The 16,511-nt window shown below is 61.3% G+C and carries 10 protein-coding genes; 5 read left to right on the top strand and 5 right to left on the bottom strand.

The features are described 5' to 3' along the window. Positions 1–70: 70 nt before the first annotated feature. Both JIN81_RS01215 and JIN81_RS01210 read left to right on the top strand, forming a co-directional pair. Positions 71–1,177: an efflux RND transporter periplasmic adaptor subunit gene (locus tag JIN81_RS01215; RefSeq protein WP_200275449.1), complete on the top strand. Its 1,107-nt coding sequence runs from the start codon at positions 71–73 to the stop codon at positions 1,175–1,177. Further along, positions 1,174–4,290, top strand: coding sequence for an efflux RND transporter permease subunit (locus JIN81_RS01210; protein ID WP_200275447.1), 3,117 nt, complete (start codon positions 1,174–1,176; stop codon positions 4,288–4,290). Before JIN81_RS01215 ends, JIN81_RS01210 begins: the two co-directional genes overlap by 4 nt. 1 nt (position 4,291) lies before the next feature. On the opposite strand, the gene JIN81_RS01205 is transcribed toward JIN81_RS01210, so the two are convergent. Both JIN81_RS01205 and JIN81_RS01200 read right to left on the bottom strand, forming a co-directional pair. After that, positions 4,292–5,029: a hypothetical protein gene (locus JIN81_RS01205; RefSeq protein ID WP_200275445.1), complete on the bottom strand. Its 738-nt coding sequence runs from the start codon at positions 5,027–5,029 to the stop codon at positions 4,292–4,294. Positions 5,030–5,077: 48 nt separating this feature from the next. Beyond that, positions 5,078–5,698, bottom strand: coding sequence for a DUF2238 domain-containing protein (locus tag JIN81_RS01200; RefSeq protein ID WP_200275443.1), 621 nt, complete (start codon positions 5,696–5,698; stop codon positions 5,078–5,080). A 111-nt stretch (positions 5,699–5,809) separates the two neighbouring features. On the opposite strand from JIN81_RS01200, the gene JIN81_RS01195 reads away from it, so the two are divergent. Further along, complete coding sequence (locus JIN81_RS01195) at positions 5,810–6,442, top strand: class I SAM-dependent methyltransferase (protein ID WP_234044368.1); 633 nt, start codon at positions 5,810–5,812, stop codon at positions 6,440–6,442. Here JIN81_RS01195 and JIN81_RS01190 read toward each other — a convergent pair. From JIN81_RS01190 to JIN81_RS01180, 3 genes are read right to left on the bottom strand one after another with little or no spacing between them, the layout of a single operon-like run. Beyond that, on the bottom strand, positions 6,423–7,307 hold the full coding sequence (locus tag JIN81_RS01190; RefSeq protein ID WP_200275439.1) for a hypothetical protein: 885 nt from the start codon (positions 7,305–7,307) through the stop codon (positions 6,423–6,425). The genes JIN81_RS01195 and JIN81_RS01190 overlap by 20 nt on opposite strands. Next, positions 7,304–9,346, bottom strand: coding sequence for a hypothetical protein (locus tag JIN81_RS01185; RefSeq protein WP_200275437.1), 2,043 nt, complete (start codon positions 9,344–9,346; stop codon positions 7,304–7,306). Before JIN81_RS01185 ends, JIN81_RS01190 begins: the two co-directional genes overlap by 4 nt. Continuing rightward, complete coding sequence (locus tag JIN81_RS01180) at positions 9,343–11,598, bottom strand: DUF6288 domain-containing protein (protein WP_234044367.1); 2,256 nt, start codon at positions 11,596–11,598, stop codon at positions 9,343–9,345. Before JIN81_RS01180 ends, JIN81_RS01185 begins: the two co-directional genes overlap by 4 nt. A 186-nt stretch (positions 11,599–11,784) precedes the next feature. Here JIN81_RS01180 and JIN81_RS01175 point away from each other — a divergent pair, with 186 nt between their 5' ends. Together JIN81_RS01175 and JIN81_RS01170 are read left to right on the top strand one after the other, a co-directional pair. Further along, positions 11,785–14,844 (top strand): sulfatase, encoded by a 3,060-nt coding sequence (locus JIN81_RS01175; RefSeq protein WP_200275433.1) that lies wholly within the window; start codon positions 11,785–11,787, stop codon positions 14,842–14,844. A 56-nt stretch (positions 14,845–14,900) separates the two neighbouring features. Beyond that, positions 14,901–16,388 carry a sulfatase family protein gene (locus tag JIN81_RS01170; RefSeq protein WP_200275430.1) on the top strand — a complete coding sequence of 496 codons (1,488 nt, stop codon included), beginning with the start codon at positions 14,901–14,903 and terminating at the stop codon, positions 16,386–16,388. Positions 16,389–16,511: the final 123 nt, after the last annotated feature.

Here is a 16,511-nt window from a genome sequence, read left to right as displayed (position 1 = left end):
CCCCTGATCTTTTGCTGCATTCATTTTGACTCCCAGTCATTTTTTGACCCCGAAACCTTTTCACTTTCTCATGACGACCACTCTCCTATCACGACTCTCTGTTTCCCTGTTTCTCGGGCTGATGAGCTGCCGGAAGCCAGCCCCTCCCACGGACGAACGAGCGATGACGGTCGACCTCATCGCGCCGCAATCCCAAGCCTCCTACGAAGTGCAGGAGTTCGCGCTCGGACGAGTGGAAGCGGCAAGGCACAGCGATCTTGGGTTCGAGATTCCCGGTACCTTGGTCACGGTACTCAGCAATGAGGGGGACGCCGTGGCCATGGGTGATCCGCTTGCCGAACTCGACACCACCCGTCTGGAAGCGAGCCGCCGCGAGGCGGAGGCTTCAGTCGCTCAAGCCGAAGCCCTTCTTTCCCTCACGGAGGCCACTCTCGACCGCAATGAGTCCGCCAAGACATCCGGAGCCGTCTCCGCCCAGCAACTCGATCAAGCCCTGCAGAAACGGGACACCGCAGCCGCCTCACTGCGCCGCGCCAAGGCCGAACTCGACCGCGTGGAGGTGGACCTCGACAAATCAATACTACGGGCACCGTACGACGGCATTGTTGCCAGACGCAGTCAGGACCCGGGATCCGCCGTCTCTGCCGGCCAGCCCATCCTTCACCTGTTGGAGTCCCATCAGCTTGAGATCCGGGCGGGCATGCCGACCCATGCGGTGGGCGAGGTCGGCAAGGAGGTGGAACTCCATCGAAACGGGGAGAGCATCGGCACCGCCGTGATCCGCCGCATCCTTCCCGCCCTGAATGCCTCGGTCCGAACCGTCGACGTCATCCTCGAAGCCGGCCCGGACACCCCACTTCTTCGGGATGGCGATCTCGTGCACATCGCCGTTTCGCGGGAAATCAACGAGTCAGGCTTCTGGCTTCCTCTCGCCGCACTCGCGGAGAGCCACCGCGGCCTCTGGGCTGGCTACCTCGCGGAGCAAGATGGCCATGGCGCTTTGAGAGTGAACCGGGTGAACCTCGAAATCCTGCATCTGGAAGGAGAGCGCGCCTTCGTCCGTGCCCCCCTTCCCGAAGAGCCAAAACTCGTCGCCAAGGGACTGCACCGACTGGTGCCCGGACAGAAAATCGAGGCCGCCTCATCTGACCACGACCATACCGCCTCCAACCGATGAGTGAGGATCGCCAGAAGCAGCCGTGGTATCTGCTCTTCTTCCACAACCGGTACCTTCTCGGAGTCACCCTTGTCCTGATCGCTGCGGCAGGATGGGCGTCCTACCAGGCACTTCCACGAACCGAAGATCCGGTCATCACGAACCGGGACCCCATGGTCCTGACCTACTTCCCCGGTGCCTCCGCCGAGCGAGTGGAAGCCCAGGTCACCGAACCCCTCGAGACCGCCCTCAAGGAGATCGCCGAGATCAAGCACGTGGAGTCGACGTCGCGCGCGGGAATCTCCGTGCTGGCGATCGAACTGGCGGATGAGGTCAACGCCGACACCAAGGAGCAATTCTTCTCCCGCATCCGTGACAAGATCGGTGAAGCCTCCCGACTGCTCCCCTCGGGTGCGGATGAGCCCATCTTCGACGGCCGCCGCGGTGCAGTCGCGTTCACCCTGATCGCCGCGGTCCGGGGAGACGACGACGCGCAACCGACGACAGCACTGCTTTCCCGCCAAGCCGAAGAACTGGCCGATCGCCTGCGCAACGTCCCGGGAACCGACATCGTCCGTGTCTATGGCGAAGCCGAGGAGGAATGGACGGTCACCGTGGATGATGCCGAACTCACTGCACTCGGACTGACTCTCGGTGATGTCGCCCGCGCCCTGCGCATCAGTGACAGCAAGCAGGCCGCAGGGGCGGTGTTCGGCAAGCGCCATGAATTGCAGATCGAGGTGAGCGGCAGTTTCACAACGGCTGCCCGGATCCGCGAGATTCCACTCGTCCAAAAGGACGGCCTGAGTGTGCGCGTTGGGGACGTGGCCGAGGTCTCGCGGTCCATGCAAACACCCGTCTCGAGTCTGGGGCTCAGTGACGGTGCTCCCACGGTGTTCGTCGCGGCGCGTGTCTCAGCCGATCAGCGGGTCGACCTCTGGTCCGACAAGGCCCGCGAAACCGTCGAACGCTTTCAGCCGGAGTTGGGCCGTGGGATGCGGGCCGACGTGGTATTTGATCAGGAGGTCTATACCAGCGCGCGGCTTGGCGAACTTGGCGGCAACCTGTTCCTTGGAGCCTTGGTCGTCATGGCCGTCGTCGTGCTTACGATGGGATGGCGCTCCTCGTTGGTCATCAGCTTCGCTCTCCCCCTCACCGCAGCCATGACCCTCTTCCTTTTCGCACGAGGTGGCGGGGAGCTACACCAGATGTCCATCTTCGGGATGATCATCGCTCTCGGTCTGCTGATCGACAACGCCATCGTGGTCACCGACGAAGTCCGCAAGCACATGGCGGCCGGGATGAAGGCTGCAGACGCCGTGGGAGCCACCCTGCGTCATCTCTTCGTTCCCCTGCTCTCGTCCACCCTCACGTCGATCTTCGCCTTCATGCCCATCATGCTGCTACCCGGTAGCACCGGCGACTTCGTCGGCAGCATCGGCACCAGTGTCGTCATCGCCTTGGCCTCGTCCCTGGTGCTTTCCCTGACGCTGATCGCGGCACTCGCCGGGCGACTCGGAGCCAATCGTCCGTGGGAAGACCGACTTCCCCGCTTCCTTCGCCATGGACTGGGTGGACCCGGACTGACTCAAGCCACGACCCGCTTCCTTACGATCACGACCGCCAAACCCCTGCTCGGCATTTCCATGACGGCGGTGCTTTCCCTCGTCGGGTTCGGTCTGGCCAGCACCTTGGGAAGTCAGTTCTTTCCGCGGACCGACCGCGACATGTTCGTACTGGAAGTGACCCTTCCAAGCCATACCCGCATCGACCACACCGCCGCGCTCACAAGAGCGATCGATGCCCGACTCGAGAGCCACCCGGACATCACCCACCGCAACTGGTTGATCGGCGGAAGTATCCCGAGCGTCTACTACAACCACCTCATGCAGAACGATGGGGCCGCGAACTTCGCCCAAGCCTTCCTTAAAGCCGAGCGGGCGGACGACGTGGCCCGTCTGGTGGTCGAACTTCAGGACGAGTTCGATCAAAGTTTCCCGGAGGCCCGGATGCTGGTGAAGAAATTCGCCCAAGGACCACCGATCGCAGCGGATGTGGAATTCCGTCTATCAGGCCCGAGCACCGACGTCCTGCGCGAGCTCGGCGAAGAAGTCCGCCGTGAGGTTGCTCGGCATCCCGAAATCCTTCATGCCACCACCAGCATCAATCGCGATGAACCGAAGCTCTGGTATCAGGCCGACGAAGATCTGGCACGTGCTGCGGGTTTGAGCCCCGGAGTGCTGGCAGAGCAACTTGAGAGTTCCCTGCGCGGCCAGCAGGCCGGATCCATGATCGAAGGAGTGGAAACCATGCCGGTCACCGTCCGCTACTCCGACGAAGACCGGGACTCCGTCACCGGGGTGCGCAGAATCAACTTCCAAGCTGCCGAGGGAGCCACCGGATGGGCACCGTTGAGCGCACTTGGCACCTTGGAATTGATGCCCGAAGTGGGAAGCATCACGCGCCGGGATGGCGTCAGGACCAACAACATCCTCGGTTTTGCCCGCGAAGGGTCCCTGCCCATCGAAATCACCCGCTCTGTGACGGCCGCAGTGGAACAACTTGCTCTACCCGTCGGCTACACCCTGGAGGTTGGAGGTGAGTCCGAGAACCAGAACGAAGCCATTGGCAACCTTGGGCTCTACCTCCCGGTTCTGGTCCTGCTCACGATCGGCATCCTCATCCTCTCCTTCCGCAGCGTACGCATGGCAGCCATTCTGATCGCCGTCGGTGGTCTCTCCGTTGGATACGGGCTGCTGGCCACGAAGTTCTGGGGCCTACCCCTCAGTTTCAATACCATCCTCGGCTCACTTGGACTCATCGGTCTGGCCTTCAACGACAGCATCGTGGTGCTCTCGGGCATCCGGGCCAACCCCAAGGCGCGAGCCGGGGCCCCCCATGCGATTGCCGCACAGGTTGCATCAAACGGGCGACACCTGACTTCCACCACCCTAACGACCATGGGATCCTTCCTTCCCCTTCTGCTCCTGATCGGTGGTGACTTCTGGCCACCGCTTGCAGTCGTGCTCGCAGGGGGCGTGATTGGATCGACCCTTCTCGCCTTCCTCTTCGTGCCCGCCGCCTACCGACTTCTCCTTTGCCGGAAGCGCGACCCGCAGCCATCACCGGCATGAACTAGGGCTCGACTCGGACCTTCATGTTGAGCCCGTTGCAGTGCTCCATGGCGTAGGCCATGAATCCCGAATTCGCGATCATGACGGCGATCATCTCGAGGTTCTCCTCGATGGTGTAGAGAATGCAGAAACCGAGTGAATCTTTCCCGTGCTTGTCGCTCTCACCGGCGGCCAATACTCCCTCAACATGCTTGGCTTCAAACATCTCAAGGCCAATGGCACCGAACACATAAAGCCCTCCCGCCACGGCCAGATAGACCTGATACTTCCTCTCCAAGCGGAAGAAGAACCGAGCGAAGAAGGCCACAACGCCCAAAGTCAGCAAGGCATAAGGAATCACCCAGGGCCAACTCAGAGCACCATCCGTTTCGACCCTCGTCATCAAGATCCAGCCAATGGCTTCATGAATATGGCAAAGTTCGTCCAGACACATGAATCCGAGAACGATGCCCACCGCCTTCCACGAAGACACGAGGGACGACCCTCCACCGGAACTCAGCGAACGACTGATCGAAAAGCCGAGGAAACTGCCGAACGCCAAGAGAACCCCATTGAAGAGAGTCGGGAAATTTCCCTCGGTATCAAAATTGAACAGCGGCACGATCCCGAAGGCGAAGTCCTTCTCCAGGATACACAGCGCGTAGATGGAAGCCGCGTTTCCGACATTCAACACGAGCAGAATGGCGAGACCAACGACGAGCAGTCGGCGACGTTGCAAGGCGACGAGGGATCCATTCATCCCGAACACCTATCACACCATCACAGGCTTGTCAGCAGCATTGGTCCGTTAGAGTGCCGGGACCCGTCGTCGAACCGACCGGTCGTGGGGGGATCGGAGGGCCATCACCGCCACGAGCGCACCGACCAGCGCACAGGCCATGTCTTTCTGGGTATCCCAGACGTCGCCCTGAGTCCCGAGGAACGACTCTGCCGCCTCAGCGGAGACCTCCGCCGCCGCCCACTCGATCAGTTCATAGCAGGCACTCACGGCCATACTGAAACAGACCACGAGGAAGCCCAGCCACCCCCGCTTCTGGATCACCCGATTCCGGATCAGGACCTCGCGGCAGATCACCGCAGGAACCAGACCCTGCAGGATGTGGCCCAGACGATCGTAGTGATTCCTCGGCCACCCGAACGCCTCCCTCGCCCATTCCCCGATCGGCACCAGCGCATAGGTGTAGTGCCCACCGATGAGCAACACCGCCATATGCACTCCCGCCCAGAAAAGCGCGAAGTTCGACAGCACCCATCCTTTGCGCCCGGCAATCCATAGCGCCAGCAAACCAATGAAAACCGGAACCACCTCCAACCACCAAGTCACCCGGTCATGCGGATGCCACGCCGACCAAAGCGTCAATGGCAGGACTATCACGACCAACCAGCTATTCGGACCGATCCTTGCCATGACCTAACACACCACACGGGCCGGATGGACTCAAGACAACTCCCGATGACCTTCCTGCTTGCCCCCATCACCCACAGCGCCAGTCTGTCGGAAAATCACGGATCCTCCCCCATGCCCGCTTCCCAGCATTCACCCTACGACCTCATCGCCAAGCAGTGGGACGCCACACGGTCAGGTTTCCGGCCTGGGGAGGAAACCTTCCTTGAAGCTTTCGTCGAACTCCTTCCCAGCGGCGGACGGGTCCTCGATCTGGGCTGTGGAACCGGGCGTCCCAATGGAGCCTACCTCACCCGGGCCGGGCTCACCTGGCATGGAATCGACGCATCAGGCGAGCTTCTCGCACGCGCCCGCGCTCACGTCCCCCGCGGCACCTCCGAGCTTGCCGATTTGAAGCACTACCAGATTCCGGCGGGGCTGGATGGAGTGATCGCATGGGATTCCCTGTTCCACCTTGAGAGAGGCGATCAAACCGCTCTGTTCCACCGCCTTGCCGCTTCACTTTTGCCCGGCGCGCCCTTCCTGTTCACCTCAGGCGGGTCTCCGCAGGAACCATTCAGTGACACCATGTGGAACGTCGAGTTCCACTACGACGCCCACCCTCCCGATCAACTCCCTGCTGAGCTGCAAGGTGCTGGATTCGAAGTCATTCGTTCCCAGCTTCTGGAAGAACCAAGCGGCGGCAGAAACAAGGGCCGGTTGGCGGCATTGGCCATCAGACTTCCCGTCACTGCTCCAGCATCTTGAGATACTGGGCAGCCGCCTTTCCCATGTCGGAATCCGGGTCCACCCGTTGCAGCGCTTTCAGCACATCCGGCACCTTCTCCTTGCGTTCGGGCCATCGCTGATAGAGCGCGAACCTTGCCGACCAGGCGACTTGCTTCTGATCATCCGTCAGCCGTTTCTTGCTCAGCCACTTCGAAATCTCGGCATCCGCTTCCTCAAACTTCTTCTCGCCTGCCAACTTCGTCGACTGACCCACGAGCCCCATGCCAGGAAACTCGTAGCGCGCAGCGAAGCCCGACTGATCATCGGGATCGGCGGCCTTCATTTTGTCCAGGACGGGCTTGTAGATGTTCTTCGGGCCGAGCCCGAGATTCATGAGGTCCAGTCCTTCACCGAAAAGCCTGGCAGCACGCTGTCCTTCCGCCGCTTCAGCTTCAGCCCAATGCATGTCGCGCTGCTTGCGGACTTCAACCGCCCGCTCAAGCGCCGTCTCCAGGACCCCCATCGCCTTGATCTCCGACACTCCATCGCGCCGCGCCACAAGCCGCCCCTCGGAGTCGAAAAGCATCACCGCCGGATAGCTCCGGGGTTTCACCGGACACCGGTCATTCCGCTTGCCCAACTCCGCCTCGGCTTCCGTCGGGTGCTCCTTCGTATCGATCCCGACCAGGATGAGATCCGCGCCCAGTGCTTTCTCAAAACCATCCGACTCCCATCGCTCCGCCAGCGGTCGTCCCGGCACGCACCACTCGGATCCGTGGTAGAGAACCGCGATGTCCTTGCCCCCGGCCTTGGCCAACTCAAGCGCCTCCGTAAAGTCGGCGGCACGCTCGACGCCCAGCAGCGGCAACAGCAACGCGATCCAAACACTCAGCCAACGATTCATTGGAGCCTCCTTCCAAATACGTGAATCCCATGGAGGTGGAAGACCTCCTTGCGATCGTCATCGCGTTCGATCTTCACATACGCAACCCGAGCCGCACGTTCATCCAGCGGCAATCGCCACACCTTCTCGTGCTTCTCCAAGCGCCCCACTTCCGTCCATGTCTCCCCATCCTCCGACACGGAAACCTTGAACGGCATGATTCGGTTCGCGTTGTGACCCCAGGAGTTTTCGATCACAACCAGGCCACTGAGTTCCCCCAGCTTCGAAAGTTGCACGATGGCATGGGGCCGCACCTCGGCATTCGTGTGGAAGAAGCCGATGCCCGGACCGAGCAGGGCGGCGTGTTCCTCCGGGCGGTCCCAGCGGCTCGTCGTTGAAACCGTCAGGATCCCTCCTGCCGACAAAAGCTCCCCATCGAAGGGCTCGTAATCCGGGGCCTCGGTCTCAGCCGAAGATCTCAGCTGACTCAAGCCTTGAAACGCATCCGCATTCCCACTTTCGGCCGCCGCCAGGATGACCGGTCTCAGCACCTTCCCGAGCGACTCACTTCCCTCACCCCCAGACGCAAGACCCGCCGTGAGCGCGTTGAAGAATGCGTTCGCATCCTCTCCTTCCTTCACAAACCGGTTCCGCCCCCAAGCTACCAAGGGTGCCAGCCACCGCTCGGAGCGAAGCTGCATGGCAACCACCTGTTCGAAGAACTCAAGCTGCGTCGCCGTGTCTCCACCCAACATGGTGGCCTGCTCGTTGAGCGCCGCCTCGATGTTCCACATCACCGGACCCGGGTGATCCGCAATCGCATCATGAAACGCCACCAGGAAGGGCATCCGTTCCTCGGCGGGAACCTGCGGGAGAATCGAAGGCATGAACACCTTGAGCACATCCCACGCCGCTTCCGGATAGTCGGCGAAGGCCACCAGGACCTCGTCATGAAACTGCTTCCACTCGATCAACGAAGGTTTCGCCACGTCCAACTGCCACTTGGCGAATTCCAACCAGGTCGGATGAGCAAGGGGCTGGGCGGCAATCGCCCGCCGATAGGCGTCAGCCACCTTCTTCGGATCTCCTCCGAGGTGGGACCGGGCTTCCCAGAGTTCCTCCGTGCTTCGGCGTGTGGCCTCGCTGTCGGTCATCACCTTCTCCTGGAGGAGCAGCTGCGTCCATGTTCTCCCCCACAGCGAAGTATGCAGGCCACGCTTCCACGACAAGCTGTAGGCAGGCGTCCACTCTCCCCGTGCTACGCGCACCGCATAGGCACAGTGACCCGGCTCCCCCATCGTGATCGCCGGGATGCCGTTGGCACGCGCCGCCGTGGCCCCGTAGTGGGACAGCGAGCCACAGACCCCACCGACATCACGGACACGCTCGGCATGAATCATGTCACTAAAGGGAGCATAGTAGTTCCTGCCATGGATCGAATCGCCAAAGACATTGTGCAGCCGGTAGGGCGCCTGCCAGCAGGCACCGACATAGGCCGAAACGGGAAGTTTCACATGATCACGGAGCCATACCAGCGAGTCGTCTCCCCAGCCACCCTTGTCGCCCCACCGACCATTGTTGCCAGCAGAGACCACAAAGCGTTTCTCCCATGTCTCAAGCTGGTCGAACATCGGATGCAGGAGCCCCTGCCTGCGGGAATCCCTGAAATACACGTAGCGACTCATCGCTTCCTCCTCACCCGGCCACGATTTTTGTCCGAAGGTCAGTGCCACCGCAGCAGCCGTGGTCAACTCATAACGGTCGCGCAGCCCGGAGGCATCGCTCTTCCACAGCGCAGCCGCAAGCGACAGCATCTTCGCCGGATCATCCGGCAATGGGCCGGAATGCATGAGCTCGTCCAACCATCCGTCGGGATTCTTCAGTTCGGCGAGAAACCTCCGGTGGTCGGGTGCGGCCACCCAGGTTTCCCACTCGGACTCCCCGATCGTACGCCTGAGTTCGTCCAAGGCCGGATTCCCCGACTCCTCGGCCGCGTGTACTCCCGTCAACCCGACGAGCAGAGCGAGGACGAGAGCACTCCAACGATGATTGCTTCTCATGGCTTCGACGTCTTACCGGTCAGATGCAGGGATTGCTTCGGCCCCTGGAGCACCAGAGCGTAAACCACATTCATCAGATCATCCTCGCCCATGTAGGGAGCACCCATGTGAGGAGTCGTGAAACGCAGTCCGTAGTCCGGCTCCCAAGCCAGGGAGAACCACCAGGCGTAGTCCTTGATGACCTTTGAGTAGTTTTCAGGATCGCACAGATTCAAGGCCAGCAAGCCAAGCCCGCCTCCGGGCTCCCCGTAGGCGTGGCTGTTGCGGAACCACGAGTGGCGCTCGACCATGATCTTGGTCATCGACTTCTCCATGTCCTGACGTTCACCCCGCAGATGGGCGGCCGTCGCGAACAGACCACTCCTCGACCAGAATTCTCCGAGGTCCTTGTAGGATCGGTTGTAGCCCATGGCTCCATGGCCCCCTTCCTTCGGATCGGACCAGGACATCTCCATGTACGGCATCAATAGTTCCCACAGCTTCGATTCCATACCGCAGCGCTGTGCCAGTGCCTCGAAGACCAGCAGGTGGCAGGCCGGGGCCACCAAGGCCTTCTCTCCATACGGTAGGCCACTGGGCCCGTGGCCAAGGGCCGGAACATCCCACTTGCAGTTGTGCTGACCTTCGTAAGCCCAGTCCCGCATGAGTTCGAGATGGGCGAGCACCCGGTCATCCTCCGTGCGGAGATACCATTCACTGTAGAGGATGCCCATGTACGATCCCGCCCAGAACCCAAGGTTCCCGTGCTTCTCGGGCGACGGGAACTTTTCCAAACCCCAATCGATCGCCCTCTTCACCTGCTCGACATCGCGCTTCTCCCCTGTCGCAAGCAAAGCCAATCCGGCGAAGGTCGTCCGCTTCATGTCACCCGACCAGGATCCGTCGGGCCTCTGGTTCTCACGCACCCAGTTCAGGGAGTCTTCCAACAGCTCGGCAGCGACCGGATCGGTCTCGGGGTTCATGGTCGTGAAGGCCTTCATCCGTGGAAGTTTCACCTTCAAGGTCTGAACCTTCCCGTCGCGCAGCACGCCGAGATCAAGCGTCGTGCCGCCTGCCGCAAGAACCGCCTCCGTCGCCCGACCGAGAACCGCCTCGTGACTTCGCTGAAACCACTCCCATCCCGGATTCAGATCGTTCACCGGCAGCGGCGATCCACTCGCCGAGACAATCGCGTCTCCGACCACCAAGCCCGCCTTCGCGGCAGGGCCGCCCTCGCGAACCTTCATCACGGAGAGCACCGTCTGCTTGTGCTCGGTCATTCCATCGAACCCGAGCAGACCCGCCCCAAGCTTGTCCGGACCAAGGCCCCCATTCGAGCGACCGAACAGCTTACCCGTCGGAGCTTCGTGGATCCGACACCACCGTGGAGTCCCGACCACGACAGTCGCTCCACCGGCCGAAACGACACGCAAGCCAAAGCGCTTGCCAGTCAACGATTCGAGCAACTCTGCTGGAACTTCAAGCCACGCCCTCTCGGAGGCCTCAACCGTTTCCTCGCGCTCGGGCAACTTCAACCCAATCGCCTCAAGCTCCGCCGCAGTGCCGAAGCCTCCACCGCTCCAGTCACTCACGACCACAAAGCGGAATGCCTCCACCGCCATGGGCTTCTCGAAACGCACCTCGATCGGACCGCGCTTGTCCGCCACCGACACCCGATCGCTCGTGCCTTCCTCCATCACCTCCCAGTCAGCCCGACCGGCACGGCGAACCTCCACCCGGTAGTCCTTGGCGACACCATTGGTGAAACCTCCCTGGCGAGGTAGATAGCGCACCCCCTCGATCACCGTGGCCTGTCCGAACTCCACCCCGATCCAATGTGGCGGCTTCGGCTGGTCCTTCCCGTACCTTGAGTGCCAGTCGGTCTTCGGATTCCGATCAAACACCTTGGAAACGTCCGATCCACCTTGGGCTGAAGAAGCAATGGCTGCCCAAACCGCCCGCGGCGCCGGCCCCGATACCTCCGCCTCAGCCTTCGCAAAAGCCTCACCCGATGCCGGATCAATCGCCTCCAGCTTCACCCGACCGGACCCATTCCCGGACGTTCCGTAAACATCCAGCGCCAGCACGCCGCGCCACGCGCCCGGCAAACCCGCCTCTTTTTCAGAAAGCTCCGGCACCTCGACATCACCGACGACCGACTCGCCCGGTGCCAGTGCCGCACCGCTCTCCCCGCCGGGCAGAAACCACCCCCGCTCGACAGAAAGCGGCTTCACCTCCAGCGGCGTCGCCCCGACAGGCAGCCATGCCCCCATCACCATTGCTAGTGTCCAAAATCTCATTGCTCCCAAAACGCCGCCCCAATCGTCTTTATTTCGGTATTTTTCAGTATTTCTCTGCCTTTTTCTGCGATTTCTTTGCTTGAATGGACCCTCCCAGATGATGACCTGATTCCGTGCCTGAGCGCCAACCGCCGATTCCCCAGCGTCCCTCCCCTCCCCATGATGCCACGACCCAGTCTCCTACTCCCGATCCTCGTATCCTCCGCGCTTTCATCCCACGCCGCAGTTTTCGACTTCTCAGAAACAGGCAGCACCTCGGGCAACAACAGCCAGGGGGCGTCGGGCAATGTCAACGTGAGCGATGCATCGGTCCCTTCCACCACCGCCACCATCGACGGTGTCGCGCTCAGCCTGACCGCCCTCTCAACCAGCGGCGCCGCGGAGATCGGCGCCAATGGCCAGGGCTTCGGCGTCAGCACCGACAATGAATCCGGTGCTAATGAAACCCGATTGGAAGGCGACAAGGGAGAATCCATCCAGTTCAGCTTCGGTCAGGACGTCCTACTTGATTCCCTTCGCTTCGGAAATTTCAGCAATGGTGAAACCGCCGTGCTCAGCTTCGTCTCCGGGGTGAACCCATTCACCTCGGGAAGTTCACTTTCCATCACAGGGGATGGCAACCAAGGCCCGGCCTACGACATTCTCCTGTCCAGCGATCCCATCGTCACCGGAGGGATCAGCATCATCCAGGCGAACACCGTGCTCGAACTGACCATCTCAGGTGGTGGAAATGACGTATTGCTCAACGAGTTCAGCGTCTCCCCCACGCTTCAGGCCTCCATTGTCACCACCCCACCGACTCCCGTCCTCACGGAGAATCCCAACCCGGCAACCAACGTGGGTATCACCATCGTGGCCGCTGGAAATCAGAAGGGTCAGAGTTTCTCACTCGGCGCACCCGCAACCATCGGGAGCTTCGTCTTCGAGTCCGGTGGAGTCGCCACCCCCGGGGACTTCAAGATCGCACTGCATCAAGCCATGGATGGCATCCCGTGGCTGCTGGATCCGATCGTTTCCGGCATCGCCTCGCTTCCATCCGGACTCGTTGCCGGCGACCGATTCCAGATTACCCTGCCCACCGCCGTGGAACTCAAGCGGGGAAGTTACATCATCACACTCGAAGGCCTCGGATCGACCAGCTTTCCCCTACGCTTCTCCGAAGACCCGCTCTACCCCACCGGTGCCGGAGCACGCAACAACAGCGCACTTGGATGGCGCCCACTGAACAACCCCGATGCCGACCTCCTGTTCGCCGTCATCGGCACGCAGGAAGCATCGCCACCGGTACCCACAGGCAAGCCCAACATCGTATTCATCCTCGCGGATGACCTCGGCTGGACCGACATCCAATGCGGCCCAACCGGACCGAATGTCATCAACGGCACCAACCACGGAACCAGCTTCTATCAGACGCCCAACCTCGCTCGACTCGCCACGGAAGGACTCTCATTCACGCACACCTTCGTGCATCCGAACTGCGCCCCGACACGGGCTGCCCTGCTTTCCGGACAGTACCCCTCGCGTTCCGGCAATGGCGTCTATCATGTCGACAGCCTCAATCGCGGGGGAAGCGGCACGACCTATCTCGGTCCATCCCAGAACGAAGACATCCCCGTCGCCCATGTCATTTCACCCGAGGCACTTCAGGAGGCGGGCTACGTCACCGCCCATCTTGGCAAATACCACGTCGCCAACCACGAAACCGGACTTGCCTCGATGCCCGAGAACCAGGGCTTTGATTTCAATTTCGGCGGCAAGGAGAACGGCAACCCGGGCAACTTCTTCGCCAGTAGTGGTGTCTGGAACACGGCAATCGGCCCCGGTCTGGCTTCCTACGCCGCCCCTTACGACCAGAGCTACATCGACACGGTTCTCAAGGCTCCGCCCAGCAATCCGCTCAATGACCGGGCCAGCAACTACCCTCTGATTTTCCCCCAGGAGAAGCCCAACGATCCCGACGTACTCGGTAACGACAACAAGCACCTCACCGATGCCATGGGAGATGCCGCCACCGCCTTCATTCGTGATCACACCACCGGTAACCTTGCTGACCGGCCGCTCTACATGCAGGTCCACTTTTACGCCGTCCACACCCCCATCCAGGACCGCCCGGATCTCACCACGAAATATGCCACCGGCATCACACCCAGCGCCACCCATGACAACGTCGACTACGCGGGCCTCGTCGAGGGCATGGATCAGAACATCGGGCGGATCCTCGACCGCCTCGACGACCCCAATGGTGACGGCGATCCATCCGATTCCATCGCTGACAATACCCTGATCGTCTTCATCTCCGACAATGGAGGTCACATCGGACCGACCGACAACGACCCGCTCCGCCACCGCAAGGGATCGTTCTGGAATGGCGGGCTTCGCGTGCCGATGATCCTTCGTCAGCCGGGCACAGTGCCAGCCGCCAGTCAGACGGATACCCTCGTCCACGCGGTCGACATCTACCCCACCCTACTTGAACACGCCGGCGTATCCATGCCGGCGGGCATCACCTTCGACGGGGAATCCTTCGCAGCCCACATGACCGACCCGGTCGGTACACCGCGCAAGCGAAGCCCGATCTTCTATCACTTCCCGGGCTACCTCGATCAGCGGGCACGCCCCGTGGACGTCGCCATCGCAAGGATCGATGGAGAGGACTACAAACTGATCTACAACTACGACCTCACCTACACCGGCAACCCGTCATCCACAGAAGACCAGCAGGAAGGACTCGATCCACTTGGTGATCCATGGCAGTTGTTCAAGTTCAGCTCGGACATTTCGGAAACCACTGACCTCATCGACGGCAGCTACTCGAATCATCTGCTTTACGGCGACATCGCCGACCAGATGGCCTCTCAAATGGATGATTGGCTCACCCAGCCGGATCCGGATTGGGAAGCCCACAAGCTCACCCTTCGATCCACGGGTGCCGAAGTCGATTACCCCGGTCCGGACGTTGCGGACGTCGTCGTCCCATTCGGGCAGACCTTCCACATCACCGCCTCCTCCGTCGACCTGTCGGCCAAGACCGTGACCTTGACCTGGAACAGCGAAGCCGGTTTTTCCTATGACATCGAGGTTTCCGATGGCCTCGGTAGCTGGAGTCCCCTCGCCACGGACGTGCCCTCCGGAGGTGCGAGCACCACAGCCGCGGACCTTGCAGATCCGGGCATCTCCCTGCCCGGTCGCAGATTCTACCGAGTGGTCCTCACCCCGTGATCACGAGTCCCTCACCGGGTGATAGGTGAAGATGGTTCATGGGGTAAAAGGACATCATGAAACTTCCAGCTGCTCTCGTAGCGCTCGCCTTCTGGGTCCCAACTCAAGCCGCCCAACCAAACATTGTCATCCTCTATGCCGATGACCTCGGATACGGCGACCTGGGCTGCTACAATCCGGACAGCAAGATCCCCACTCCCCACCTCGACAAGTTGGCGGCCTCAGGCATGCGATTCACCGACGGCCACTCCTCTTCAGGCATCTGCACTCCCTCACGCTACGCACTGCTGACCGGGCGCCACCACTGGCGCGACTTCCATGGCATCGTCAACGCGTTGGGCAAGTCGGTCTTCAAGAAAGACCAACTGACCCTTCCACAGATGCTGCAGGAAAAGGGCTACGCCACCGCCTGCATCGGCAAATGGCATCTGGGCTGGGACTGGGACGCCATTCGCAAACCTGGCACCCCGAAGAAGTCGATCGACCATCAACACTTCGACTGGTCCAAGCCCGTTCCCGGCGGCCCTCTCGACCACGGCTTCGATCACTACTTCGGTGACACCGTCATCAACTTCCCGCCCTACGCATGGATCGAGGACGACAAGCTTGTCACCGCGCCCAATACCACCCTCCGGAAACCCGCCGCGGAGACCAAGGAAGGAAACTGGGAGTGCCGACCCGGTCCGGCCATGGACGATTGGGATTTCTACCAGGTCCTGCCCACTCTCACCAAAAAAGCGGTCCGCTACGTCGAGGGCAGGAAGGGCAACACCCAACCCTTCTTCCTCTTCGTCCCCTTCCCGTCACCCCACGCACCCATCATCCCGAACGATGAATTCGACGGCACCTCCAAGGCCGGCCCCTACGGCGACTTCGTTCACCAGACCGACGACTCCTGCGGCCGTATTCTCAAGGCCCTTGAAGAGTCAGGACATGCCGACAACACCATCGTCATCTTCACCGCCGACAACGGACCCGAATACTACGCCTTCGCCCGCGATCAGAAATACGACCACTGGTCCCCGGCTCCACTCCGCGGCCTGAAGCGCGACATCTACGAAGGCGGGCACCATGTCCCCTTCCTCATCCGTTGGCCCGGACTGACGAAACCCGGCTCCGTCTCGCCCGAATTGATCTCACAAGTTGATTTCATGGCCACCCTTGCCGCCGCCGTCGGCTTCGAATTGCCGGATGACTCCGCCCATGACTCCCACGACTTCCTGCCCTACTTGAGAGGCAACTCCGAGACAGGCCCACGGGACTCCATGGTGCACAACACCAAGAAAGACCACTACGCCTACCGCGACGGTGATTGGCTCCTCATCGACGCCAAAACCGGCTACCTCCGCCAGGCACCGAAGGAGTGGAATGAGAAACACAACCAGCCCAAGGACGACGGCTCTGCGGTCGAACTCTACAACCTCGCCGAGGACATCGGGCAAAAGAACAACCTCGCCACCAAACACCCCGAACGGGTCGCCGCCATGCAAAAGGCCCTCTCAGAAGACCAGAAGCGTGGGCACACCGCTCCACGACTCAAATAGGTCTTCTCGGACGACAACAAGGTTCTCCCGAGCCGTCCCGCAGCATACTCCGGAAGATGACAGAGGCACAAATTCAGAACTTTTCCCCACTCATCTGTCCCAAGACGCCCGGGACGATCGAAG

Source organism: Haloferula rosea (assembly GCF_016595525.1).
GTDB classification, from domain to species: domain Bacteria; phylum Verrucomicrobiota; class Verrucomicrobiia; order Verrucomicrobiales; family Akkermansiaceae; genus Haloferula; species Haloferula rosea.
This window is presented reverse-complemented; position numbering and strand designations above follow the sequence as displayed.